Raw genomic sequence first — 22,177 nt, forward strand, 5'->3', positions numbered from 1 at the left:
GAGACTTGCGCCTGCGGCGCCTGCGCTTCGGCCGCTCGGAAGCGAGACGGGCCGCGAACTCTGGAGGGTGCTGGGGATCGGCTGGTGTGGCGCGAATAGAGTTGGGGCGTGTCCTTGTCCCATACGGAAACTGCACCGCATGCCCATTCGCTGAGTGGTTCGCGTCCTGGCGCGGATGGTGAGGCGGGGTTCCCGTTCTCGGCGGTGGTGGGGCAGGAGCGGTTGCAGCTGGCGTTGATTCTGTGTGCGGTGCATCCCGGGATCGGTGGGGTGCTGGTGCGCGGGGAGAAGGGCACCGCGAAATCGACAGTGGTGCGTGCGCTTGCGCAGCTGCTACCGCCGGTGGTCGATGAGACGGGGGCGCGGCCGGCTCGGCTCGTGGAACTGCCGGTCGGCGCTACCGAGGACCGAGTGGTCGGTTCGCTGGATCTGGAGCGGGTGCTGCGGGACGGCGAACAGGCGTTCAGGCCGGGCCTGCTGGCGGCTGCCCATCACGGCGTGCTCTACGTCGACGAGGTGAACCTGCTGCACGACCATCTGGTGGATGTGCTGCTCGATGCGGCGGCGATGGGGCGGGTGCATATCGAGCGCGACGGTGTTTCGCATTCGCACCCGGCGCGGTTCGTACTCGTGGGAACGATGAATCCGGAGGAAGGTGAGCTGCGTCCGCAGCTGCTGGACCGGTTCGGGCTGACCGTCGATGTCGCCGCCTCACGGGAGGTGGATGTGCGGATGGCCGTGGTACGCCGCAGGTTGGATTACGAGGCGGACCCGGCCGGGTTCGCGGCGAGTTACGCGGCCGCCGACCGGGGTACCGCCGAACGGATTCTCACTGCCCGCGATCGCGTCGCAGGCGTAGCGCTCGACAATGTGGAGTTGCGCCGAATCGCCGCACTGTGTGCGTCTTTCGATGTGGATGGGATGCGCGCGGACTTGGTGGTGGCCAGGACCGCCACGGCGCACGCGGCTTGGCGCGGCGCCGACACCGTGGGCGAAGAAGACGTGCGTGTAGCCGCCGAGCTGGCACTGCCGCACCGGCGGCGGCGCGATCCGTTCGACGAGCCGGGCATCAGCGAAGAACAGCTCGACGACGCGATGCGCGACGCGGGCGAGGAAGCGGCGCGCGCCGAGCAGCCGGGCAGCGAAAACGCTACGGAGCAAGAAGAATTCGGGACCGACCGGGCGCAGGATCAGCCTTCGCCGGATCCGAGTCGCGCGGACGATTTCGGTCCGGACAGCGAGGGACCGGATTCCCCGGACGACGGACCCGACGGCGGCCCGGATTCCCCGGACCGCGGACCCGGCGGCGGGCAGTCGCCCGCGGCTCGCGAAGGCCGAACCGGTGCTCCCGCTGCGTCGGTCGTGGCTGCGCCGCGCTGGGAAGTCCCCGGCATCGGCGAGGGTGCGGCGGGCCGCCGCTCCCGTGCGCAGACCAGGCAGGGCCGCACCGTCCGCTCCAGTACGGACACCCCCGCCGGACTACATCTGCTCGGCACCATCTTCGCGGCCGCCCCGCACCAGCACGCCCGCGGCCGCGGCGACGGTCCGCTGATGCTGTCGGCCGAGGATCTGCGCGGTGCGTATCGCGAAGGGCGCGAAGGCAATCTGGTTATCTTCGTGGTCGACGCCTCCGGATCGATGGCGGCAAGGGACCGGCTTTCCGCGGTCACCGGCGCTGTCGTCGCCTTGCTGCGCGATGCCTACCAGCGCCGCGACAAGGTCGCCGTGATCACCGTTCGCGGACAGGAGGCCGAACTCGTGCTGCCGCCGACCTCCTCGGTCGATATCGCGGTCCGCCGCCTGTCCGGCATGCGTACCGGCGGCAAAACCCCGCTCGCCGCGGGCCTGTTGAAGGCCCGCGAGGTGGTGCACCGCGAACGAGTCCGTGACCCTCGCCGTCGCCCCATGCTCGTGCTCCTCACCGACGGTCGCGCCACCGGCGGCGCCGATCCGGTGCCCCGTGCTCGTGCCGCGGCCGCGATGCTGGCCCACGAAACGGTGACCTCGATCGTTGTCGACTGCGAACGCGGCATGATCCGCCTCGGCCTCGCCGCCGACCTGGCCCGCAGCCTGCGCGCCGGCTACCTGCGACTCGGCGAGCTGACCGGTGAATCGGTAGCCGACATAGTCCGCGCAGGCTCGGGTCGTTTCGGCGCGCACCCGACAATGCGCGCCGCTTGATCGTGGCGGCACAACTGCCTGTCGTCGATAGCCGACGCCGCCTGCGCCGGCCGTCGACGCGGGCGTACCGCGCCGCGAGTTGCCTCAGCGCAGCGCCGCTACGCCCTGGCCTCGACAGTCGATGTCGTCTGCACCTGATCCAGTCATCTCGGCGCGTGCACAGCGCTACGAACTACCTGTTCGTGGTGGCACAGCTGTCTGCTCTCGAACCTTCGCCGGCTCGAGGTATCGCGCAGCCGGCCGACCGTCGCCACTGTTCGGCACGGCGTAGATCGACAGGCGATGGCGTCCACATGAGTGCGGGCGTACTGATCAATGGACTACCAAGGAGTTTCGATGCCTAAGGGTGTGCCGGAAACCGTTCCGGATGATGGGCTGACCACTCGGCAGCGGCGCAATCAGCCGGTGCTGGCGGTGCACACCGGGCCGGGCAAAGGGAAGTCGACCGCGGCGTTCGGGATGGCGTTGCGTGCCTGGAACCAGGGATTCGACGTAGCGGTGTTCCAGTTCGTGAAGAGCGCCAAGTGGAAGGTCGGCGAGGAAGCCGCTTTTCGTACGCTCGGTCGGCTGCACGAGGAAACCGGCGCTGGTGGCGCGGTCGAATGGCACAAGATGGGCGAAGGCTGGTCGTGGACCCGCAAACCGGGCAGCGACGAGGACCACGCCGCCGCCGCGCTGGCAGGCTGGCGGGAGATCGCCCGCAGACTCGAAGCCGAGCAGCACCGCTTCTACGTTCTCGACGAATTCACCTACCCGCTGAAGTGGGGCTGGGTCGACACCGACGAGGTCGTCGAGACACTGCGAAACCGACCGGGCAACCAACACGTCGTGATCACCGGCCGTGACGCCCCTGTGGCCCTCGTCGAGGCCGCCGACCTCGTCACCGAAATGACCAAAGTCAAACACCCCATGGACGCAGGGCGAAAAGGCCAACGAGGCATCGAATGGTGACCCTCGCTTCGACGAGTGGGACATGGCTGCGCCGCAGCCCGCTGCACCATGTACCGCTCGCCGACGGGCAGTGCGTGGGCCCGGTGTCGGCGGCCGATGTTGCTGAATGGCGGAGTGGATGCGGGTCCCGAGGGGTGCGGATTCGGTGAGCGTTCCTGCGGTGGTGATTGCCGCGCCGGCGTCGGGAAGTGGGAAGACCACGGTGGCGACAGGGTTGATCGGGGCGTTGCGGCGGGCGGGGCATCGGGTTGCGCCGTTCAAGGTCGGGCCCGACTATATCGATCCCGGGTATCACGGACTTGCCGCGGGGCGGCCGGGGCGCAACCTCGATCCGGTGCTGGTCGGCATGGAACGTGTTGTGCCGCTGTATCGGCACGGTGCGCAGGCGTGTGACCTCGCGGTGGTCGAGGGTGTGATGGGGCTGTTCGACGGCCGCATCGACGAGAACCAGTCCGGCCCCATCGCCGAGGGATCCACCGCACAGGTCGCCGGATTACTCGGTGCACCAGTGGTTTTGGTGGTCGATGCCCGCGGCCACAGCCAGAGCCTCGCCGCGCTGCTGCACGGGTTCGCCACTTTCGACAGCACGATCAGGCTCGGCGGCGTAATCCTCAATCGCGTCGGCAGCGAACGCCACGATCAAGTACTGCGCGCGGCCTGCGACCGCGTCGGCCTGCCCGTCCTCGGCTCACTGCCACGAATGTCCGAGCTGGAAGTCCCTTCCCGCCACCTCGGCCTCATTCCCGCCGTCGAACACGGCGCCGCTGCCACTGCCGCGGTCGATGCAATGACAGATCTCGTTGCCGCCCACGTCGATCTGCGCGCCATCGCGAGTCTTGCCCAAACGACGGCCGCAGGTCCGATCTGGGATCCTGGAGTGGAGTTGTGCGCGCATTCGGCAAAGGCAAGATTCGCGCCGGTGATCGCTATCGCCGGCGGGCCTGCGTTCACCTTCGGGTACGCTGAGCACCGTGAGCTGTTGATCGCAGCGGGGGCCCAAGTGGTGGTTTTCGACCCGATGCACGACGAACTCCCCACCGGCACAGCAGGTCTGGTCTTGCCGGGCGGGTTCCCGGAGGAACACGCCGCCGACCTGGCGGCCAATACTTGTCTGCTCGCGCAGGTGGCCGAGCAGGCCGGGCACGGGATGCCGGTGCACGCCGAATGCGCCGGCCTGCTGTATCTCACCCGATCGCTCGACGGCCACACGATGGCAGGCGTTGTCGACGCGACTGCGGAATTCGGACCGCGCCTTACCCTCGGCTATCGAGATGCGGTGGCGCTCACCGATTCTCCGCTCTGGCGTGCGGGCGAGCGGGTGCGCGGCCACGAATTCCACCGGACCCGACTCGTCACCACCGGCCCCGACGCCGCCACATGGGGTTGGCACGCCGGCGGCGACCGAATCCGCGAAGGCGCACTCGTCCACCGCGTGCACGCCTCCTACCTGCACACCCACCCGGCCGGAAATCCGCAAGCTGTAGCACGTTTCGTGGCCGCCGCAGCCGACTACACACCCACCCGTGCCGCCACGTGAGTTCGCCGTCGGCCTCGGCTTCCGACCGGGTACCTCGGCCGAGCGAATCCTCTCCGCTATCCGAGAAGTACTGGGCGACAAACCTATCCGCTGCCTGGCAACCCTCGATCGTCGCGCTGCCGAGCCCGGCATCCGCGCCGCGGCAGCCCACCTCGCGATTCCGGTCCGCGCCTACACCAACGCAGAACTGGCCGAAGTCCGTGTCCCCAATCCATCAACCCGGACCAACACCCTCCTTGGCACCCCCAGCGTTGCCGAAGCTGCCGCGATCCTGGCAGCCAACGGCCCGCTCACTATCCCCAAGCGAACCATCGACCACATCGTCCTCGCCACCGCACTCCATCGGCCTGCCCGCAGCGAATCAGCCTGCTCCCGAACAGCCCACGACGGCGAATGAGCAGGCAGGTCGTCGGTCCACGCGGGCAAATCGCGCATCGGCAATGACGCAGAATCACCGGGCCGCGGATCCCGTCGCCCCTCTGCTGTGGTGCTCCGCCGACCGGTCCGAGAGTTGGGAAGGCCGAGCCGCAGTCTGGTCCGGCTGTTGTCAGTGTCGGGGCGGCTCGCTCTGTTCTTGCCGTAATCTGCCACGCCCACAGTAGGTTCTGCGCTCGGGCGCAGGTCACCATTCTCCGGCAGTGCCCGTATCGGTGGCGTCGGCGTGGTTCGATGGCCGGATGGAGATCCGAGGTATCGACAACGTGCTGGTTCCGGTCGGCGACCTGGGTGCTGCGGTGGAGTTCTATGAGGGTGCGTTGGGGATGGCGGTGAAGTTCACGCTGCCGCAGGACGGTATCGCGGTGTTCGATGTCGGCGGGGAGGTGGCCGGGGTGATGGTCCGGGTGGATCCGAGCGCGGGTGCACAGGGGTTGTCGGGGATGCGGTTGTGGTTGGAGGTGCCCGATGCGCTGGCCGCGGCCGCGGAGCTCGAAGGGTACGGGGTGCCAGTGCTCGGTGCGCCCTACGAAGTCGGCACGGGATGGAGTGTCGAGGTCGCCGATCCCTGGGGGAATGTGATCGGGTTGACCGACTACGTCAAACGTCCGGAGCTGGCTCGACCGGAGAGCTGAAATCCGCACGGGCGAGGCATTGTGGTGGATTGCTTCCGCCCTGGAACATAGCGCAGCCGGGTGCGGGCACCGTTCGGAGTGCCCGCACCCGGTGCGATATCACGGCGCTACCGAGCCCCAGTCGGCGAAGCCGGTCGGGTCGTGGCGGCCGAGGCTGGCGTGTTCGAACAGGCCCCAACCTTCGGCGTCGCCGCAGCGCGCGTGCGCGACGTGGTCGATGACGCCGAAGGGGACTCGGCTCGCGATGGCGGGATCGGTGAGGTCGTAGCTGCTGCTGGAGGACCAGTCGCGGCCCATCCAACGGCCGTGCAACCAGTCGGGGTCGCCGCCGTAGCCGCAGCCGACATGCAGGGCGACATTGGTGACGGTCTTGATTTCGACTTCGAGCGGTTTGCCGTCGGGTGTGGTGAGTTCCAGCCGCGCGCCGACGGGATGCCTTGTGCCGGAACGGTAGTCGATGTGGATCCGCGGCCAGCCCAGCTGTTCGGTTCGGCCGTCGGGGAAGACGCGGACCGCGTCGTTGAGGGTGCGGGTCCCGTCCGGCTCCTCCTGCACGATGACCACGATGGCGAAGTCGTCGAAGCGAATCGGCACATACATCCACCAGAAGCCACCCGAGGGCTCCGCGGCGGCGCGGCCGGGCGGTTCGGGCTCGCCGACCGGTCGGATACCCCAGGAACGATCCCTGGTGCCCATCCAGATGTCCGGGTCGACGGTGAAATCCGTACCGTCGACGTGCAGCGTGCCTGCCCAGGAGCCGACCTGTGCGAAACGGGTCGCCTGGATGATCGGCCGGTTGCCGTTGAGGATCAGGTGCGGCTGCTCCTGGACTGTCGGAAACGAGCCTTCCCACGTGAGGTCGAAGCCGAGGTCGTCGTGTTCGCAGATCACTCGGATCCGCTGCAACGGCTCCAGCACCTCGATGCGATAGCCGCCCACCTGCTGGTCCAGGCTGCGATCGCCGAGCGCGTCGGAGAAGCGGACCGAACGCTGGGTGTCGCCACGCCGGACGGCTGCGTAGGCGTCGGTCACGCCGAGATTCGGGTACACGCCGAAGCCGGTGACGAAGAACGTGCCCCCGTCGCGGTCATGGCCGTTGAAATAGCTTCTGTCGTAGAAGTTCCGGTCGCTGCTGGCCACTCGGGCCAGGGACAGGTGTGTCTGATGGATCGGGTACTCGTCCAAGGGCACAGGCATTGCTGGTCTCAATCCCACTCGTAGGTTCCGGCGAGCAGCGCCTCCAGGCTCGCTCGATGCATCACGTAGTCGTCGCGGTCGGGGGTGTCGGTGTCCTCGCCGAAATGGATCATCCGGCGCTTGACCCTGGCCATCACGATGGCGTGGCGCAGCGCGGCGTAGACGATGTAGAAGTCGAGATCGCGGACCGTATATCCGGTGATCTCTTCATATTCGGCGACGATGTCGTCGCGGCGCAGGAAGTCGGCGAGGCCCGGCTGATCGAAGCGGGTGGCGATGTCCTGGAAGAAGCGGTGAATGAAGATGAGCCAGGCGATATCCAGCTCGCGGGGACCCAGGCCGGCCATCTCCCAGTCCAGCACACCGACCGGTTCGAAGCCGTTGTAGAGGATGTTGCCCGGTCGCGAGTCACCCCAGGCGAGGACATCGGGCCCCGGATCGGCGGGCCAGTGCGCGTCGAGCCAGTCGAAGGCGCGCTCGATGATCGGGATCGGGTACCCGTCGTCGGCCAGCGCCCACCGATACCACTTGCGATGCCACTCGACATGCCTGCGCAGCGCCTGGCCGGGGCCGTCGAGCATCGGAAACCGGGTGGCCGGATCCGGGATCGCGTGGATTCTGGCGATGACCTCCACCGTGCCGGCGGTGAGCTGGGCGCGCTCTTCGGGGCTTGCATCGAACAGCCAGCCGATGAACACATACGGCGGATTGTCCGCGGGCACCCGTCCGTCGATTCGCTTCATCACGAAAAACTTGGTGCCGAGCACCTTTTCGTCGGTTTCCAGCCAGCACAGTTCGGGCACCGGCACGTCGGAGGCTTCGGCGACGCCCGCCATGATCTTGTATTGCGTTTCCAGATCATAGTTTTCGAACACGGGGAACGATTCGGCTTCCGGCGTCATCCGTGCCACGAACGATCCGGCCTCGTGCCTGCCGTCCACGCTCCATTCGGCGTCGAACAGCACCGTCGGGCTCGACATCCCGGCGCCCTGCGGACGCGACAGCGCCGAGATCTTCGGCGGGTGGTCAGCGGAGACCTTCGAATCCAGCCACCGGGACAAATCCTCGGCGAGGGCGTCGAGATCGCGGTCGCTGACAGTCAGCTGTCGTTGCGCGGTGGGATCGGGATCTTCGGCCATATTTCATCCTCCTGCACCATGAACCTTCGGCCAAAATGTAACGCGTTCTAGTTGCGTATAGCCAGGAAAACAGCAAGAAAATGTAACCCGCTCACTGGGTGGCATCGGGGGTTGACAGTACCGGGGTACTCATCCTTCGGGCTAGATCTCATACCTCGGAGGTAGGGGAGGAAATCGGGGACTTCCTGGAAGCGGACAGCCTCTCCGCCTCGATACGTTGCCCTCTTGTGGAGTCATCGACAGGCAGTGAGGGGTTCGGTGTGAGCGTGAGCGGTGTGGACGTTCTGGAGCGAGCGGACGTCGGCACGCCGATCGTCGAAGACAGGCCCCGCTGGACCGCGGCGACGCGGATCGCATTCCGTCTCAGCTTCGTATACTTCGGCTTGTTCTGTGCTCTGTTCCCGCAGATCCCGTTCGTTTTCACCGGCCTCTTCGCCAAGGATCTCTCCGAGGACACGGCGATGGGGCTGTGGGGTCCGCTCGGTCCGATCTTCGAGTGGACCGGACGGCTGATCTTCGGAACCGACGTTGTGCTGCACAAATATTCGGGCAGCGGCGATCAGCGGTTCATCTGGGCGTTCGTGTTCAGCCTGCTGGCTGTGGCGGTCGTGGCGACGGCGATCTGGACCGTGCTGGATCGGCATCGACCGAATTATCGGATCCTGAATGCATGGTTCCTGCTCGCGGTCAGACTGTGCTTGGGCGGGCAGCTGCTCTGGTACGGGGTGGCCAAGATGATCCCGACCCAGATGCCGGAGCCTTCCCTCGCGGCATTGCTCCAGCCCTACGGCGAGTTCAGCCCGGCGTCGGTGCTCTGGAATCAGGTCGGTTCGTCGCCGGTGTACGAAATCCTGCTCGGCTGCGCCGAAGTGCTCGGTGGCCTGCTGCTGTTCCTGCCGCGGACAGCAACCCTCGGCGCGATGCTAAGCCTGGTGAGTTTGGCGCAGGTATTCGTACTGAACATGACCTTCGACGTTCCGGTCAAGATTCTGGCGCTGCACCTGTTGTTGCTGAGCATGGTGCTGCTCGCGCCGCAGGCTCGGCGGCTGGCCGACATGCTCTTGTTGGCGCGGCCTGCTGAACCGGCTACCCAGCCGGAGCCGTTTGCTCGTCGTCGGACGAAAATCATCGCGGTCACGGTGCAACTTGCGCTCGGGGTATGGGCGTTGTCCGGTGCGGTGCAGGTCGGGATGAAGTTCTGGGAAGAAGATGGCGGGGGTGCGTCGAAGCCGCCGTTGTACGGAATCTGGCAGGTTTCGGAGTTCACCCAGGACGGGCAGCCGCTCCCGCCGTTGACGACGGACGAGAACCGTTGGCAGCGACTGGTTTTCGACGTCCTCGGCGCAACCTATCAACGCATGAACGGCACGCTCGTGCCTGCTGCCGTCGTCGTGGACACCTCTGCGCACACGATCGTCCTGTCCGATCCGCCGCCGCAGCCGGGCGGGCAGTCGGTCCCGATCGCCACCTTCACCTTCGATCAGCCGTCCCCGGATCGGCTGAAGCTGGCGGGGCAGTTGGCCGGTCGGCCGGTGACCATCGCGCTGGAACAGGTCGATCTCGAGCAATTCCCTTTGCGTAGCCGTGGGTTCAACTGGGTGCAGGATTACCCCTACTTCCGCTGACCGGGTGCAGGCACCCCGACCCTGGTTCGGTTAACCCCCCGGCAGAGACGGGGGTTCGCTCTGAGGACGACGAGTGGTTGGCCTCGATAGTTTCGAGCCGTCACCATTTCGTCGTCAGACAGGGAGTTCGCGTGGGTGCGATAGTAGGTCCGCAGCGGACTCGTGTTCGGGCACAACAGCATTCGGCCGCCGAGTCCAGCAACCCGCACTGGCGTCCGCTCACACGGGTCGCCTTTCGCCTGTGCGTGGCCTACTTCGGGCTCTTCTGCCTGGTCTTCGCGCAGATCACCTACGTATTCACCGGGATTGCCGGGCAATGGCTTCCGGACGAAGCGATCTTCTGGCAGATGACCGCTGTCGAACCGATCGTCGCCTGGGTCGGCAGGCAGGTATTCGGCGTCGACGCCGTGCTGCACGACTCGGGCAGCGGTGATCAAGCGATCATCTGGCTGCTGGTTTTCTGTCTGCTGGTGCTCGCCGCCGTGATCACCGCCGTCTGGACCGCACTCGACCGACACCGCCGCGACTACTCCGGGCTCAATGCCTGGTTCGTGGTCGTCATCCGGCTGTGCCTCGGCGGTCAGATGATCTTCTACGGGATGGCCAAAGTCATTCCGACACAGATGGCGAGTCCGCCGCTGGCCGCCTTGGTCCAACCCTACGGCGAGTTCAGCCCGATGTCGGTGCTGTGGATGCAGGTCGGCAGTTCACATCCGTACGAGATTCTGCTCGGCAGCGCGGAAGTCCTCGGCGGGCTACTGCTGTTCGTTCCGCGCACCGCGACGCTCGGTGCGATGCTGAGTCTGGTCAGTCTGGCCCAGGTTTTCGTGCTGAACATGACCTTTGACGTTCCAGTCAAGATCCTCTCGTTCCATTTGGTGCTGCTGTGCCTGGTGGTGCTGGCTCCGCAGGCGCGCAGACTGGCGAATGTCCTTGTGCTGGAACGGCCGTCCGAGCCCGCCACCCAACCACGACTCTTTCGCACCCTGCGGGCCGAACGCATCCTCGGTGTCGTACAGATCTTCCTCGGCATCTGGGTGCTTATCGGATGTGTGTGCAGCGGCTGGGACGCGTGGCGCGAATATGGCGACGGGGCAACGAAACCGGCCCTGTACGGGATCTGGGATGTCACAGAATTCGAGTTGGACGGAGTTGCGCTGCCACCACTGACTTCCGACGAAAATCGTTGGCAGCGACTCATTGTCGATACCAGCGGCGCGGTATATCAGCGGATGGACGGCAGCAGGGTGCCCGCCGAGGCCGTTGTCGATCCGGAGGCGAGGACGATCGCCCTTTCCGAACCCACGCAGGAAGCCTCGCGGCAGCCGAAGCAGTTCGCCTCGTTCACCTTCGAACAGCCGGGTCCCGACCGGCTCGTCCTGCGGGGGCAGGTGAACGACCGTCCGGTGACCGTGTCCTTGACCGAGCTGGATCTCGACAGCTTCCCACTGCGTAGCCGCGGATTCCACTGGGTTCAGGACTACGCGTACTTCCGGTGACCCTGGTGGAAGATCGCGGTGTCAACCGACCGTGATGGCATCCAAACGGGTGCGCAGGAATGCGGCGGAGACCACCGGGGGCAGACCGCTCACCTCGCCGATCGGCGGTCCCAGTGGGGTGACCACGGCGTCGTGGTCGAGTTCGTAGCGCCGGTGCGCCACGCGGCGAGGTCGATGGAGGCGATCGCGTTCAATTCACGGCCTTCCTGTCGGGTTCGGTTGCGGTGGTCGAGCCCAGCGGCCACCGGTGCGGATACGGCGCGCTCACCGCGCCTCGATCTCATCGGCGACGCCGATGTCCTCGTGCCACAGTGCGGGCTGTTCGGCGATGAACGTGGTCATCACGTCGATGAGGCGCTGGTCGTCCAGGACCGTGACGTCGACCCTGTGCTCGGCGAGCCAGTCGTGGCCGCCGCTGAAGGTCTGCGCTTCCCCGACGATCACCGCGCCGATGCCGAACTGGCGCACCAGCCCGCTGCAGTACCAACACGGCGACAGTGTGGTCACCATGATCGTCGAGCTGTAGTCGCGGCGGCGGCCCGCCGCGCGGAACGCATCGATTTCGGCGTGGAGGCTGGGATCGCCGGATTGCACTCTGCGGTTGTGGCCGCGGCCGAGCAGCGTGCCGTCCGCGGCGAACAACGCCGCGCCGATCGGAATACCGCCCTCGGACCGGCCGCGTAGCGCCTCGTCGTAGGCCACCTCGAGCAACTGTTCTGCCGGTACCCGTGTCATGGCTCCACACTGCAAGCAACTGGGCCGTGTCGCAACAGACAGGTTGTCTGTGCTGTTCTTGGTTGTGGATGACAGCGACCCAGTGCCGCCGACCGTCGGCTTACCCGGCCGTCGGTGATCGAGTTACCGACCGCCTCTCTCGGCCTATCCGCTCGGCCGCAGACCAACCCACCGAATCAACTCTGCCAACGCTCCGGTAGCGCAATGCCTACGCCGAGCTGACCACACATCGACGCGGATCAGCGGCTGACGGTGCTCGACTGATTGCGCCAATTCGGTGCGGGAGTGAGGAATTCGCCGGTGCCGGTGCGGAATGCGTCGCGCGCCTCGGTGTCGTCGCGCAGTTGCGCCAGCATCCATGCCGTCGGATATCCCAGATAGCCGTAGACGCCGCTGGTGCACGGAGTCGACGCCTGTGCGCAGTCCGGTCGGCCTTGCACATCATTGTGATCGGGGCCGTTGAGCGTCGCCCATACCTTCGGCACGCTCGTTGCGGTCGCCTCGTAGTACGCCTGATTCGACTGCAGACCGACCGCCTGCCATGGCAGCGCCTGCGTCGAAGGGGAGATGAACCGGTCGGCCGAGCCGTTGACGAAGAACACCGAACCCGAGGTGAGCTTGCGAGTGTCGGCGCACGTAGTCCCCGAAGAGCACCACAGCTGCGCCGGTATTTCGATCGGCACCGCAGTCTTGATCGCGCCCTCCGACGCCACCATCGCGTTGAGCACACCGCTGGCGCCTTGCGAATGGCCCATCGCGCCGGCCGCCGCTGTGTCGAGCTTGTGGAAGAACATGCTCGTCGGATCCGCGGCGAGCCCCTTCAGGTACGACAGCGAGCCGAGAATGTCGCTGCCGGAGCCGGTCTGCTGGTTCTCGGTGCCGATCACCACGAAACCCCACGATGCCAGGTGCCGAAGCAGATAGGCGTACTGGCTCGGTACGGCGTTGGTTCCGTCGCCCCACACTACAATCGGGTGCTTTGCGCTGCCCGCGCCGAGGTCGGTCGGGTACCAGACGTCATATTTCGCCCCGGTGGAATCGCAGCATCCGAACCCGATTTCTTCGGTCACCGCCCACGGGCCCTGCTGGAAGTACTTCGACTCGATGCCGGGAGCAGGGAGGTAGGGCTGCGAATCTTCCTGTGCGACACCCACTGTCGTACCGACCCCGGTCAGCGTCGCCGCTACCGCCACCGCACACATCGCTCGCGCCCACTGAGTCACGAGCTCGAGTATAGGAACGACGTCGTGTCGTACTCGGTTGGCGGCGCAGGCAAATCGGTCGGCTGCGGAGACCGTTTCGGCATCGGTGGGCCAGTGTCGGACAGTCGGATCGCGAGCTCCGCAGTGTGCAGCCGGGACGAGCTCGTCTGGCATATGCCGTGTTCCGAAGGTATATCCGGCATACTGAGCGGCACAGTCAGCGCTTGGTTTCGCCGTTTCGTAACCGATGGAGATCCATCAACTGCGGAGGTGACGACATGAGTGTGCTCGACCGTCGAACTGTTCTAGCAGGTGCTCTGACAGCGACAACCGCCCTGATAGCGGGATGTAGTCGCGATGAACCGTCCGAGCACACCGATACGACGCCGACCGCTCCGCAGACTGCGAAGGATGCTTTCGATCGCCTGATGGCGGGCAACCGGCGGTGGGTCGACGGCAACCTGAACCACCCGGATCGAGATCCGGATCGTCGTCGGTTACTCGCCCAGAATCAGCAGCCCTATGGCGTCATACTGTCGTGCATCGATTCGCGGGTCCCGCCGGAGCTGCTGTTCGACACCGGGCTCGGCGATCTATTCGTCATGCGAACCGGTGGACTCGCAGTGGGCCCCGTCGTGACCGGTTCCGTTGAATACGGCCCGATGACCGGCGGCACCCCGTTGATCGTTGTCCTCGGACACCAGCGCTGCGGTGCGGTGGCCGCCGCCTATAAAGCGCTGCGCGAAGGCCTGCCACTGCCGGGTAATCTGCAGGCGATTGTGGAGGCGCTGCGCCCGGCATACGAGCGCATGGATTCGCCGGGCGCAGACCCGGTCGAGACGATGACCCGCATCCAGGTCGAGTTGACCGCCGGAGAGCTACGGCGCAACGACGACCTCGCACCACTGGTTGATACCAACGCCCTTTCGGTTGTCGGCGCCTATTACTCGCTAGACACCGGGCAGGTCGAAGTGCTCGATGGAGCTCCGGCCTGATATCGACAGCCGCATGCCGCCGGTGATGGAGAGTTCGTTCCCCACCGTCGCGGCTTGCGGTGCAGGGTCTGACACAAAGCCCGAATATTCAGGACGTAGGCTCGAATACTGTGCCGAATACGCCAACACCCACCGATGACCAGACGGAGCTCGATCCCGTCACCCGCCACGAGGGCGACCCGAACTACCTGGTCGGGCTCGATCTCGCGGGGCGGCGTGTCGTCGTAGTCGGTGGCGGGACGGTGGCGCAGCGCAGGCTCGGACTGTTGATCGCCTCCGGTGCGGATGTCCACGTGATCAGCCGTGAAGTCACTCCGGCAGTAGAAGGTATGGCCACCTCGGGGCAGCTCACCGTGACCCTGCGCGCGTACGCGGACGGCGATCTCGACGGCGCCTGGTACGCGATCGCCTGCACCGACGAACCCGAGACCAATGCCGCCGTGGTCGACGAGGCCACTCGCCGCCGCATCTTCTGTGTGCGTGCCGATGTCGCGCGGCTCGGCACCGCCGTCACACCCGCGACGGCCCGCTACGACGGACTCACCCTCGGCGTGCTGGCGGGCGGTCAGCATCGCCGCTCGGCCGCCGTGCGCACCGCGCTGCTCGAGGCACTGCAATCCGGTGTGGTGACCGATGATTCGACACCGGTCACCCCGGGCGTCGCGCTGGTCGGTGGCGGACCAGGCGATCCGGATCTGATCACCGTGCGCGGCCGCAGGCTGCTGGCCAGAGCGAACCTGGTGGTTGCCGATCGGCTGGCGCCGCCGGAACTGCTCGCCGAACTCGGACCGGATGTCGAGGTGATCGACGCGGCGAAGATCCCGTACGGCCGCGCGATGGCGCAGGAGGCGATCAATACGGCGCTGGTCGAGGGCGCCAAGTCGGGCAAATTCGTGGTGCGGCTCAAGGGCGGTGACCCGTATGTGTTCGGCCGCGGCTACGAGGAAGTGGAAGCATGCGTTGCGGCCGGGATCCCGGTCACCGTGGTGCCCGGCATCACCAGTCCCATCTCCGTCCCGGGGGCCGCGGGCATCCCGGTGACCCACCGTGGTGTCACCCATGAATTCGTGGTGGTGAGCGGGCACGTCGCACCGGACCACCCGGATTCGCTCGTCGACTGGTCGGCATTGGCCAAGTTGCGCGGCACCCTCGTGCTGATGATGGCTGTCGAGCGGATCGAACAGTTCGCGACCGTGCTCATCGATGGCGGTCGGTCCGCCGACACGCCGGCGACCGTGATCCAGGAGGGCACCCTGCGCACCCAGCGCGTGCTGCGCGCGGACCTCGGTACCGTCGCCACCCGGGTGCGCGACGAAGGCATCCGCCCGCCGGCCATCGTGGTGATCGGCCCGACGGCCGGGTTCTCCACCGATTCCGTGCGCCCGCTTGCCGAATCCACGGGCGGATAGGGCATTTTTCACTGACCCGCGCCGGTGGCGGCGACTCGGTCGAGTGTCACAAGTCCTCGCCTGATCTGTTGTGACTCGCCCGCGCGGACTCATGTCGGGCCGAATCGACACCGCCGAGTCAACTACAGTGGCTCACCGTGCTCGAGAATCCCCCTGCGACGATGCAGTATCCCGTGACGCAGCGGGCCTTCGGGCTCGCGATCCTAGTGCTGAGCGGGCTGCAGCTGATGGTTGTGCTCGACGGAACCGTGGTGATCTTCGCCCTGCCACGGCTGCAACAGGAAATGGGAATGTCCAGCGCGGGTGGTGCGTGGACAGTGACCTCCTACGGTCTCACCTTCGCGGGCCTGATGTTGCTCGGTGGCAGGCTCGGTGACGCCTTCGGTCGCAAACGCATGCTGATACTCGGTGTCGGACTGTTCACCTTCGCCTCGCTGCTGTGCGGGCTCGCGCAGGGCGAGGCCATGCTGATCGCGGCGCGCGCGGTGCAGGGCGCCGGTGCCTCGATCGCGGCGCCGACATCCTTCGCCCTGGTGGCAACCACTTTCGCACCAGGAAAAGTGCGGAATCAGGCAATCGCGATCGTCGGCTCCATGGTCGGCATCGGCTCGGTAGGTGGTCTGGTGGTCGGTGGTGCGCTGACCGAGATGAGCTGGCGCTGGATCTTCCTGATCAATGTGCCGATCGGTGCGCTGATCATCCTGGGTGCGATGTACCAGCTCGCGGACACCGAACACCACCGTTCCTCGCTGGATGTGCGCGGCGCGATGCTCGGCACGCTGGCCTGCGCCGCCATCGTGTTCGGTGCGACCGAGGGACCGGAAATGGGCTGGACCAGCCCGGCCATCATCGGCTCCCTGGTCGGTGGTGTCGTGCTGCTGATCATCTTCGTCGTGATGGAACGGCAGATCGAGGATCCGCTGCTGCCGTGGTCGCTGTTCGACAGTCGCGATCGCGTCGCGACCTTCCTCTTGATCTTCCTCGCCGGTGGCGTGCTCGGTGCGATGACCTTCTTCGTCGCGCAATTTCTGCAGAACGTGCTGGGCTACGGTCCGCTGGTTGCGGGCGTGGCGTCGATTCCGTTCACCATCGGCATCGGCATCGGTGGCGCGCTGGCCTCCAAGGCAGCGTTGCTGATCGCACCTCGCTGGTTGCTGTGTGGTGCGGCCTTCGTCCTTTCCGCCGGATTGCTGTTCGGTTCACAGCTCGATGGCGGCGTGAACTACCTGACCACCTTGCTGCCGCTGTTGATCGTGATCGGCTTCGGTGTCGGCGTGGCGATGGTGCTCGCGCCGCTGTGCGTGCTCGTCGGTGTGCCGCTGTCGGATATCGGCCCGCTTTCCGCCGTGGGGCAGATGTTCATGAACCTGGCGACGCCGGTGTTCATCGGTCTGCTCACCCCCATCGCGGCATCGCGCACACTGTCGATGGGCGGCCGCACCGGTAAGGCGGCGGATATGAACGAGGCCGAGATCTTCGCGCTGGGCAGCGGGTACACGCTGGTGCTCGCGGTCTGCTCGCTCGTCGCGGTGGTGGCCGGCTTCATCGCGCTGGTACTGCGCTTCACGCCCGAGCAACTGGCTCAGGCACAGCACGCGCAAGAGGAAGCGCAGCAGACCGGTCCGATGCCGGTTGTTCGTCAGACCGGTCCGATACCGGTCGTTCGCCGGTCCGAGTACCGGGGCTGACCGGATGCCGGGTGACTCCGCTGCACCGGTGCAGTATCCGGTGACGCAGCGGGCATTCGGGCTCGCCATCCTCGTGCTGAGTGGGCTGCAGCTGATGGTGGTGCTCGATGGAACCGTGGTGATCCTCGCGTTGCCGCGACTACAGGACGAGCTCGGGTTGACCAGTTCCGGCACCGCCTGGATGGTCACCGCCTACGGGCTCCCGCTGGCCGGCTTGATGCTGCTCGGCGGCCGGATCGGTGACTCCTTCGGCCGCAAACGCATGTTCATCGTCGGTGTCGCGCTGTTCACGCTGGCCTCGCTGCTGTGCGGGCTCGCCCAGAACGAGGCAATGATCATCGCCGCCCGCGCGATCCAGGGCACCGGAGCCGCGCTCGCGGCCCCCACTGCATTCGCTTTGGTAGCAAGCACATTCGCGCCGGGAACCGTGCGCAATCAAGCCTTCGCGATCTTCGGTTCGATGATGGCGGTCGGCTCGGTCGGCGGGTTGGTGATCGGCGGTGCGCTGACCGAGGTGAGTTGGCGGTGGATCTTTCTGATCAATGTGCCGATCGGCGTATTGATCATCCTCGGCGCGGTGTATCGGCTACGTGACACCACCCATCAGCGGCTGACCTTGGATGTGCGCGGCGCGGTGCTCGGCACCCTGGCCTGCGCCGCCCTGGTGTTCGGGGCAACGGAAGGACCAGAATTCGGCTGGAGCAGCCCGGTCATCGTCGGTGCACTGGTCGGCGGCGCGGTATTGCTCTTCGTCTTCGTTTTCGCCGAACGCCGAGTGGACAATCCCCTGCTGCCGTGGTCGCTGTTCGATCACCGCGATCGGGTCGCCACCTTCCTCGCGATCCTGCTGGCAAGTGGTGTGCTCGGTGCGACAACCTATTTCGCGGGCCTGTTCATTCAGAATGTGGTCGGTTACAGCCCGCTGGTCGCCGGAATCGCCTTCATACCGTTCACCATCGGCGCCGGTCTGGGGACCGCGCTGTCGTCGAGACTGGCGATGTGGATCGCACCACGTTGGCTGCTGAGCGCGGGGGCGGGGATTCTGGTCGGCGGATTGCTGTTCGGCTCGACCCTCGATCGCGGCGTGCAGTATGTGCCGACGCTGCTGGGCCTGTTCGTCGTGATCGGTCTCGGCATCGGTATGGCGATCGTGCTTATCCCGCTATGTGTACTCGTCGGCGTTGCGCCCGCGGATATCGGCCCGCTCTCGGCGGTCGGCCAGATGTTCCTGAACCTCGGCACCCCCATCGCGATCGGCCTGCTCGCCCCGGTGGCCGCCTCGCGAACACTGGCACTCGGCGGTCGAACCGGCAGTCCCACCGGCATGACGGTCGCCGAACTCGATGCGTTGGGCAGCGGATACACCCTGGTGCTGTTCGTCGCCGCGGTCGGCGCGCTGCTGGTCGGGCTCGTCGCATTGACGTTGCGCTACACCGCCGCCGACGTCGCGCAGGCGCAGCACGCACAGGAAGAGGCCCAGCAGAGCTGAAACTGCCGGGCCCCGAACGGATTACATGCGGCCTGCGACCTTGCGTGGGGTGACGCGCACGATGACGCGGGGTCCGTCGTTGACCGACGCCGGATTGAATTCCAGATAGGGCAGCCCGGTGTACTTGTGCGACAGCTCGTTCGGCAGTGTCTTGTCGGGATCGGGCGTCATGGTCGCCGTGCCACGAATCTCTGCGTATACGTACGGATTCTCCGGCGGATTGATCATCACGGTGATGCGCGGATCGCGGGCGAGGTTCTTGCCCTGCTGGCGATCCACGGTGGTGGAGAACAGCAGGTCCTCGCCGTCACGCTGCACCCAGATGACGGTCAGGTGCGGTTGCCCATTGGGTCCGATGGTCGCCGCGGTCGCGAACACCTTCGACTCGTCCAGGTACTTCTTCAGGTCAACGGAAAGCACAGTGGTAGGGGTCACGTATAACTGGAACAGCCCACAGGTGGTTGGAATTCCGTCTCCAACTCCATCATCGATCGACGAGATGGCAAAACGGCGCCCGTGCCATCTCAGGCGACGTGTTGGTCGGCCGTCAGCAGGGCGTCGTCGAGGATGGTCAGACCTTCCTTTGCCTCGCCTTCGCTGACGATGCAGGGTGGCACGACGTGCAACCGGTTGAAGTTGACGAATACCAGCAGCCCCGCCGCGCGGCAGGCCGCGACGACCTCGGTCATCGCCGGACTGGTGCCGCCGTAGGGGGCGAGCGGTTCGCGGGTCGCTCGGTCGCGGACGAGTTCCAGGGCCCAGAAGACGCCGATCCCGCGGACCTCGCCGATGCTGGGGTGGCGCTCGGCAAGATCCCGGAGGCCGGGGCCGAGCACGCGTGCACCGATGTCGGCGGCATTCTCGACGATGCGGTCGTCGGTCATCGCGTTGATGGTCGCCACCGCCGCGGCCGTCGCCAAGGGGTGACCGGAGTAGGTCAGCCCACCTGGATACGGTCGATCGTCGAACGTCGCTGCGATGGCCGGGCTGATCGCGACGCCACCGAGCGGCACATATCCGGAGTTCACGCCCTTGGCGAAGGTGAGTAGATCCGGTACGGCACCCTCGAAATGCTCTATCGCGAACCACTTTCCGGTGCGGCCGAACCCCGACATCACCTCATCGGCGATGAAAATGATGCCGTACTTGTCGCACAACGCCCGCACCCCGGCCAGGTAGCCGGGCGGCGGAACCATGATTCCCGCTGTGCCGGGGACGGATTCGAGGATGATCGCAGCAATGGTGCTCGGCCCCTCGAAGACGATGGTCTGCTCGAGATGCGCCAGCGCGCGCTCGGTTTCCTCGGTGTCGTCGCTCGAATGGAACTGCGAGCGATAGCGAAAAGGTCCGAAGAAATGCACGACGCCGCTATTGCCGTGGTCGTTGGGCCAGCGTCGCGGATCGCCGGTGAGGTTGATCGCGGTCTCCGTGCCGCCGTGATACGAACGGTAGCGTGCCAGCACCTTGTAGCGGCCGGTGTGCAGCCGCGCCATCCGGACCGCATGCTCGACGGCGTCGGCGCCGCCGTTGGTGAAGAAGATCTTGTTCAACGCACCCGGCGTGCGTTCGGCGATCAACCGCGCGGCCTCCGAGCGTGCCTCGTTGACGTACTGCGGTGCCACGGTGCAGAGTTTGGCCGCCTGCTCCTGCACCGCGGCAACGACTTTCGGATGCTGATGCCCGATATTGGTGTTGACGAGCTGAGAGGAGAAATCGAGCAGCCTGTTGCCCTCACCATCCCAGACGTGGCAGCCCTGCGAGGCGGTGATGGTCATCGGGTTGATCTGCGCCTGCGCGGACCACGAATGGAAAACGTGGCGGCGGTCGAGTTCATAGGCGCGGGCGGCGGTCTGCCGCGCCTGGTCGGGCGTCAATCCGTTGGGCAGCGTCATCGGCGAGTTCTCCTGCGTCACTTGGTCTGTGGGCGGTGCTTTCGCGGGCGTTACTTGTTCTGGGGGAAGCCCAATTCGAGCCCGCCGTGGCTCGGATCGAGCCAGCGGCTGGTGACGGCCTTGCCTCGGGTGAAGAAGTGGACGCCATCGGTGCCGTGTGCATGCGAATCGCCAAACAGCGAATTCTTCCAACCGCCGAAGCTGTAGTACGCCATGGGAACCGGGATCGGCACATTGATGCCGACCATGCCGACTTCGACCTCGTTGTGGAAGCGCCGGGCCGCGCCGCCGTCGTTGGTGAAGATCGCGGTGCCGTTGCCGTAGGGGTTCGCGTTGATCAGCGCCAGTGCGTCGTCGTAGGTGTCGACGCGGACCACCGACAGGACGGGACCGAAGATCTCATCGGTGTAGACGCTCATATCGGTGCCGACGTGATCGAGAATCGTCGGCCCGAGCCAGAACCCGTTCGCCGCGCCGTCGGCTTCGATGCCGCGGCCGTCGAGAACTACGGTGGCTCCGGCGGATTCACCCGCGTCGATGTACGCGGCGACGCGGTCGCGGTGCTCCCGGGTCACCAGCGGACCCATATCGGTATCGCGGGTGCCGTCGCCGGTCTTGATCGTCCCGGCCCGTTCGGCGATCTTGGCGACCAGCTCGTCGCCCACGGAGCCGACCGCGAGCACCACGCTGATCGCCATGCAGCGCTCGCCCGCGGAGCCGAAACCGGCGTTGACCGCGGCGTCGGCGGCAAGGTCCAGATCCGCGTCCGGCAGCACGAGCATGTGGTTCTTCGCGCCGCCGAGGGCTTGCACCCGCTTGCCGTTCGCGGTGCCGCGCTGGTAGACGTATTTCGCGATCGGGGTCGAGCCGACGAACGAGACGGCCTTGATGCCCGGGTTGTCGAGCAGCTCGTCGACGGCGACCTTGTCGCCCTGCACCACATTGAAAACGCCTGCGGGCAGGCCCGCTTCGTGCCAAAGCTCGGCCATCCACAGCGACGCGGACGGATCCTTCTCGCTCGGCTTGAGCACTACGGTGTTGCCCGCGGCGATCGCGACCGGGAAGAACCACATCGGTACCATCGCCGGGAAATTGAACGGCGAAATAACGGCCACCGGACCCAACGGCTGGCGGATCGAGAAGATGTCCACCTTCGTCGAAGCGTTCTCGGTATATCCGCCCTTGATCAGATGCGGGATGCCACAGGCGAATTCGACGATCTCCAGACCGCGGGTCACCTCGCCGAGCGCATCGGAGAGCACCTTGCCGTGCTCGGCGGTGATCAGCTTGGCCAATTCCTCTTTGCGTTCGTTGAGCAGCTCACGGAACCGGAACAGCACCTGGGTCCGGCGGGCCAGCGAGGCGTCGCGCCACGCGGGGAACGCCGCGGTCGCGGAATCGATCGCCGCCTGCACGTCCTCGACGCGCGCCAGCGCTACCTGCCCGGTCACCACACCGGTCGCAGGATTGGTCACCGGCGCGGTCGCGGCACTCGTTCCTGCGAAGCCCTTGCCGTCGACCCAATGCGCGATTGTCTGCATATCTCCTCGATTCGATTCGTGAGCGTC

The 22,177-nt window shown here is 66.2% G+C and carries 18 protein-coding genes and 1 pseudogene; 11 read left to right on the plus strand and 8 right to left on the minus strand.

What is annotated here, in order from left to right; translation table 11 throughout:
• The first annotated feature begins 150 nt into the window (after positions 1-150).
• The 5 genes from ACLMAL_RS18990 (at position 151) to ACLMAL_RS19010 (ending at position 5,739) form a co-directional block, all read left to right on the plus strand.
• On the plus strand, positions 151-2,181 hold the full coding sequence (locus ACLMAL_RS18990; protein WP_412000322.1) for a VWA domain-containing protein: 2,031 nt from the start codon (positions 151-153) through the stop codon (positions 2,179-2,181).
• A gap of 336 nt (positions 2,182-2,517) precedes the next feature.
• The gene (gene cobO, locus ACLMAL_RS18995; protein ID WP_328403865.1) at positions 2,518-3,132 is read left to right on the plus strand and encodes a cob(I)yrinic acid a,c-diamide adenosyltransferase; all 615 of its coding nucleotides are present in this window, start codon (positions 2,518-2,520) and stop codon (positions 3,130-3,132) included.
• A 118-nt stretch (positions 3,133-3,250) separates the two neighbouring features.
• A complete protein-coding gene (locus tag ACLMAL_RS19000) occupies positions 3,251-4,669 on the plus strand; it encodes a cobyrinate a,c-diamide synthase (RefSeq protein ID WP_412000269.1) in 1,419 nt (472 codons plus the stop codon).
• On the plus strand, positions 4,656-5,066 hold the full coding sequence (locus ACLMAL_RS19005; protein ID WP_412000270.1) for a cobalamin biosynthesis protein: 411 nt from the start codon (positions 4,656-4,658) through the stop codon (positions 5,064-5,066). The genes ACLMAL_RS19000 and ACLMAL_RS19005 overlap by 14 nt, the downstream gene beginning before the upstream one ends.
• Before the next feature lie 241 nt (positions 5,067-5,307).
• Positions 5,308-5,739 (plus strand): VOC family protein, encoded by a 432-nt coding sequence (locus ACLMAL_RS19010; protein WP_412000271.1) that lies wholly within the window; start codon positions 5,308-5,310, stop codon positions 5,737-5,739.
• A 99-nt stretch (positions 5,740-5,838) separates the two neighbouring features.
• Here ACLMAL_RS19010 and ACLMAL_RS19015 read toward each other — a convergent pair whose 3' ends face one another.
• Together ACLMAL_RS19015 and ACLMAL_RS19020 are read right to left on the minus strand one after the other, a co-directional pair.
• The gene (locus ACLMAL_RS19015; protein WP_412000272.1) at positions 5,839-6,936 is read right to left on the minus strand and encodes a hypothetical protein; all 1,098 of its coding nucleotides are present in this window, start codon (positions 6,934-6,936) and stop codon (positions 5,839-5,841) included.
• A gap of 8 nt (positions 6,937-6,944) precedes the next feature.
• On the minus strand, positions 6,945-8,075 hold the full coding sequence (locus ACLMAL_RS19020) for a phosphotransferase family protein (RefSeq protein ID WP_412000273.1): 1,131 nt from the start codon (positions 8,073-8,075) through the stop codon (positions 6,945-6,947).
• A gap of 266 nt (positions 8,076-8,341) precedes the next feature.
• Here ACLMAL_RS19020 and ACLMAL_RS19025 point away from each other — a divergent pair, with 266 nt between their 5' ends.
• Both ACLMAL_RS19025 and ACLMAL_RS19030 read left to right on the plus strand, forming a co-directional pair.
• Positions 8,342-9,700: a DoxX family protein gene (locus ACLMAL_RS19025; protein WP_412000274.1), complete on the plus strand. Its 1,359-nt coding sequence runs from the start codon at positions 8,342-8,344 to the stop codon at positions 9,698-9,700.
• Positions 9,701-9,831: 131 nt separating this feature from the next.
• Complete coding sequence (locus ACLMAL_RS19030; RefSeq protein ID WP_412000275.1) at positions 9,832-11,199, plus strand: DoxX family protein; 1,368 nt, start codon at positions 9,832-9,834, stop codon at positions 11,197-11,199.
• Positions 11,200-11,220: 21 nt separating this feature from the next.
• On the opposite strand, the pseudogene ACLMAL_RS19035 reads toward ACLMAL_RS19030, so the two are convergent.
• The 3 genes and pseudogenes from ACLMAL_RS19035 to ACLMAL_RS19045 form a co-directional block, all read right to left on the minus strand.
• Positions 11,221-11,346 (minus strand): annotated as a pseudogene (locus tag ACLMAL_RS19035) (isopenicillin N synthase family oxygenase); the annotation flags it as partial.
• 117 nt (positions 11,347-11,463) lie between these two features.
• Positions 11,464-11,910: a nucleoside deaminase gene (locus ACLMAL_RS19040; RefSeq protein WP_412000323.1), complete on the minus strand. Its 447-nt coding sequence runs from the start codon at positions 11,908-11,910 to the stop codon at positions 11,464-11,466.
• A gap of 263 nt (positions 11,911-12,173) precedes the next feature.
• Positions 12,174-13,157, minus strand: a complete 984-nt coding sequence (locus tag ACLMAL_RS19045) for a hypothetical protein (protein WP_412000276.1) — start codon at positions 13,155-13,157, stop codon at positions 12,174-12,176.
• A 407-nt stretch (positions 13,158-13,564) separates the two neighbouring features.
• Here ACLMAL_RS19045 and ACLMAL_RS19050 point away from each other — a divergent pair, with 407 nt between their 5' ends.
• From ACLMAL_RS19050 to ACLMAL_RS19065, 4 genes are all read left to right on the plus strand, one after another.
• Positions 13,565-14,131 (plus strand): carbonic anhydrase, encoded by a 567-nt coding sequence (locus ACLMAL_RS19050; protein WP_412000277.1) that lies wholly within the window; start codon positions 13,565-13,567, stop codon positions 14,129-14,131.
• 188 nt (positions 14,132-14,319) lie between these two features.
• Positions 14,320-15,540 carry a uroporphyrinogen-III C-methyltransferase gene (gene cobA / locus ACLMAL_RS19055; protein WP_412000324.1) on the plus strand — a complete coding sequence of 407 codons (1,221 nt, stop codon included), beginning with the start codon at positions 14,320-14,322 and terminating at the stop codon, positions 15,538-15,540.
• Between the two features lie 161 nt (positions 15,541-15,701).
• Positions 15,702-17,228: an MFS transporter gene (locus ACLMAL_RS19060; RefSeq protein ID WP_412000325.1), complete on the plus strand. Its 1,527-nt coding sequence runs from the start codon at positions 15,702-15,704 to the stop codon at positions 17,226-17,228.
• 4 nt (positions 17,229-17,232) lie between these two features.
• A complete protein-coding gene (locus ACLMAL_RS19065; RefSeq protein ID WP_412000278.1) occupies positions 17,233-18,717 on the plus strand; it encodes an MFS transporter in 1,485 nt (494 codons plus the stop codon).
• 21 nt (positions 18,718-18,738) lie between these two features.
• Here the strand turns inward: ACLMAL_RS19065 and ACLMAL_RS19070 are convergent, their stop codons facing one another.
• The 3 genes from ACLMAL_RS19070 to ACLMAL_RS19080 form a co-directional block, all read right to left on the minus strand.
• Complete coding sequence (locus tag ACLMAL_RS19070; protein ID WP_412000279.1) at positions 18,739-19,137, minus strand: PPOX class F420-dependent oxidoreductase; 399 nt, start codon at positions 19,135-19,137, stop codon at positions 18,739-18,741.
• Between the two features lie 104 nt (positions 19,138-19,241).
• Complete coding sequence (locus ACLMAL_RS19075) at positions 19,242-20,609, minus strand: aspartate aminotransferase family protein (protein WP_412000280.1); 1,368 nt, start codon at positions 20,607-20,609, stop codon at positions 19,242-19,244.
• 50 nt (positions 20,610-20,659) lie between these two features.
• A complete protein-coding gene (locus ACLMAL_RS19080; protein ID WP_412000281.1) occupies positions 20,660-22,150 on the minus strand; it encodes a CoA-acylating methylmalonate-semialdehyde dehydrogenase in 1,491 nt (496 codons plus the stop codon).
• Between the last annotated feature and the right edge of the window lie 27 nt (positions 22,151-22,177).

Source organism: Nocardia sp. CWNU-33 (assembly GCF_046764895.1).
Lineage (GTDB): Bacteria > Actinomycetota > Actinomycetes > Mycobacteriales > Mycobacteriaceae > Nocardia.

What these genes read in the sequence shown, in the direction of transcription:
- ACLMAL_RS19050 (WP_412000277.1), top strand. Translation starts at nt 13,565, where the DNA reads ATGGCGGGCAACCGGCGGTGGGTCGACGGCAACCTGAACCACCCGGAT.
- ACLMAL_RS19060 (WP_412000325.1), top strand. Translation starts at nt 15,702, where the DNA reads ATGCAGTATCCCGTGACGCAGCGGGCCTTCGGGCTCGCGATCCTAGTG.
- ACLMAL_RS19065 (WP_412000278.1), top strand. Translation starts at nt 17,233, where the DNA reads ATGCCGGGTGACTCCGCTGCACCGGTGCAGTATCCGGTGACGCAGCGG.
- ACLMAL_RS19000 (WP_412000269.1), top strand. Translation starts at nt 3,251, where the DNA reads ATGCGGGTCCCGAGGGGTGCGGATTCGGTGAGCGTTCCTGCGGTGGTG.
- cobO (WP_328403865.1), top strand. Translation starts at nt 2,518, where the DNA reads ATGCCTAAGGGTGTGCCGGAAACCGTTCCGGATGATGGGCTGACCACT.
- ACLMAL_RS19080 (WP_412000281.1), bottom strand. Translation starts at nt 22,150, where the DNA reads ATGCAGACAATCGCGCATTGGGTCGACGGCAAGGGCTTCGCAGGAACG.
- ACLMAL_RS19015 (WP_412000272.1), bottom strand. Translation starts at nt 6,936, where the DNA reads ATGCCTGTGCCCTTGGACGAGTACCCGATCCATCAGACACACCTGTCC.
- ACLMAL_RS19075 (WP_412000280.1), bottom strand. Translation starts at nt 20,609, where the DNA reads ATGACGCTGCCCAACGGATTGACGCCCGACCAGGCGCGGCAGACCGCC.
- ACLMAL_RS19020 (WP_412000273.1), bottom strand. Translation starts at nt 8,075, where the DNA reads ATGGCCGAAGATCCCGATCCCACCGCGCAACGACAGCTGACTGTCAGC.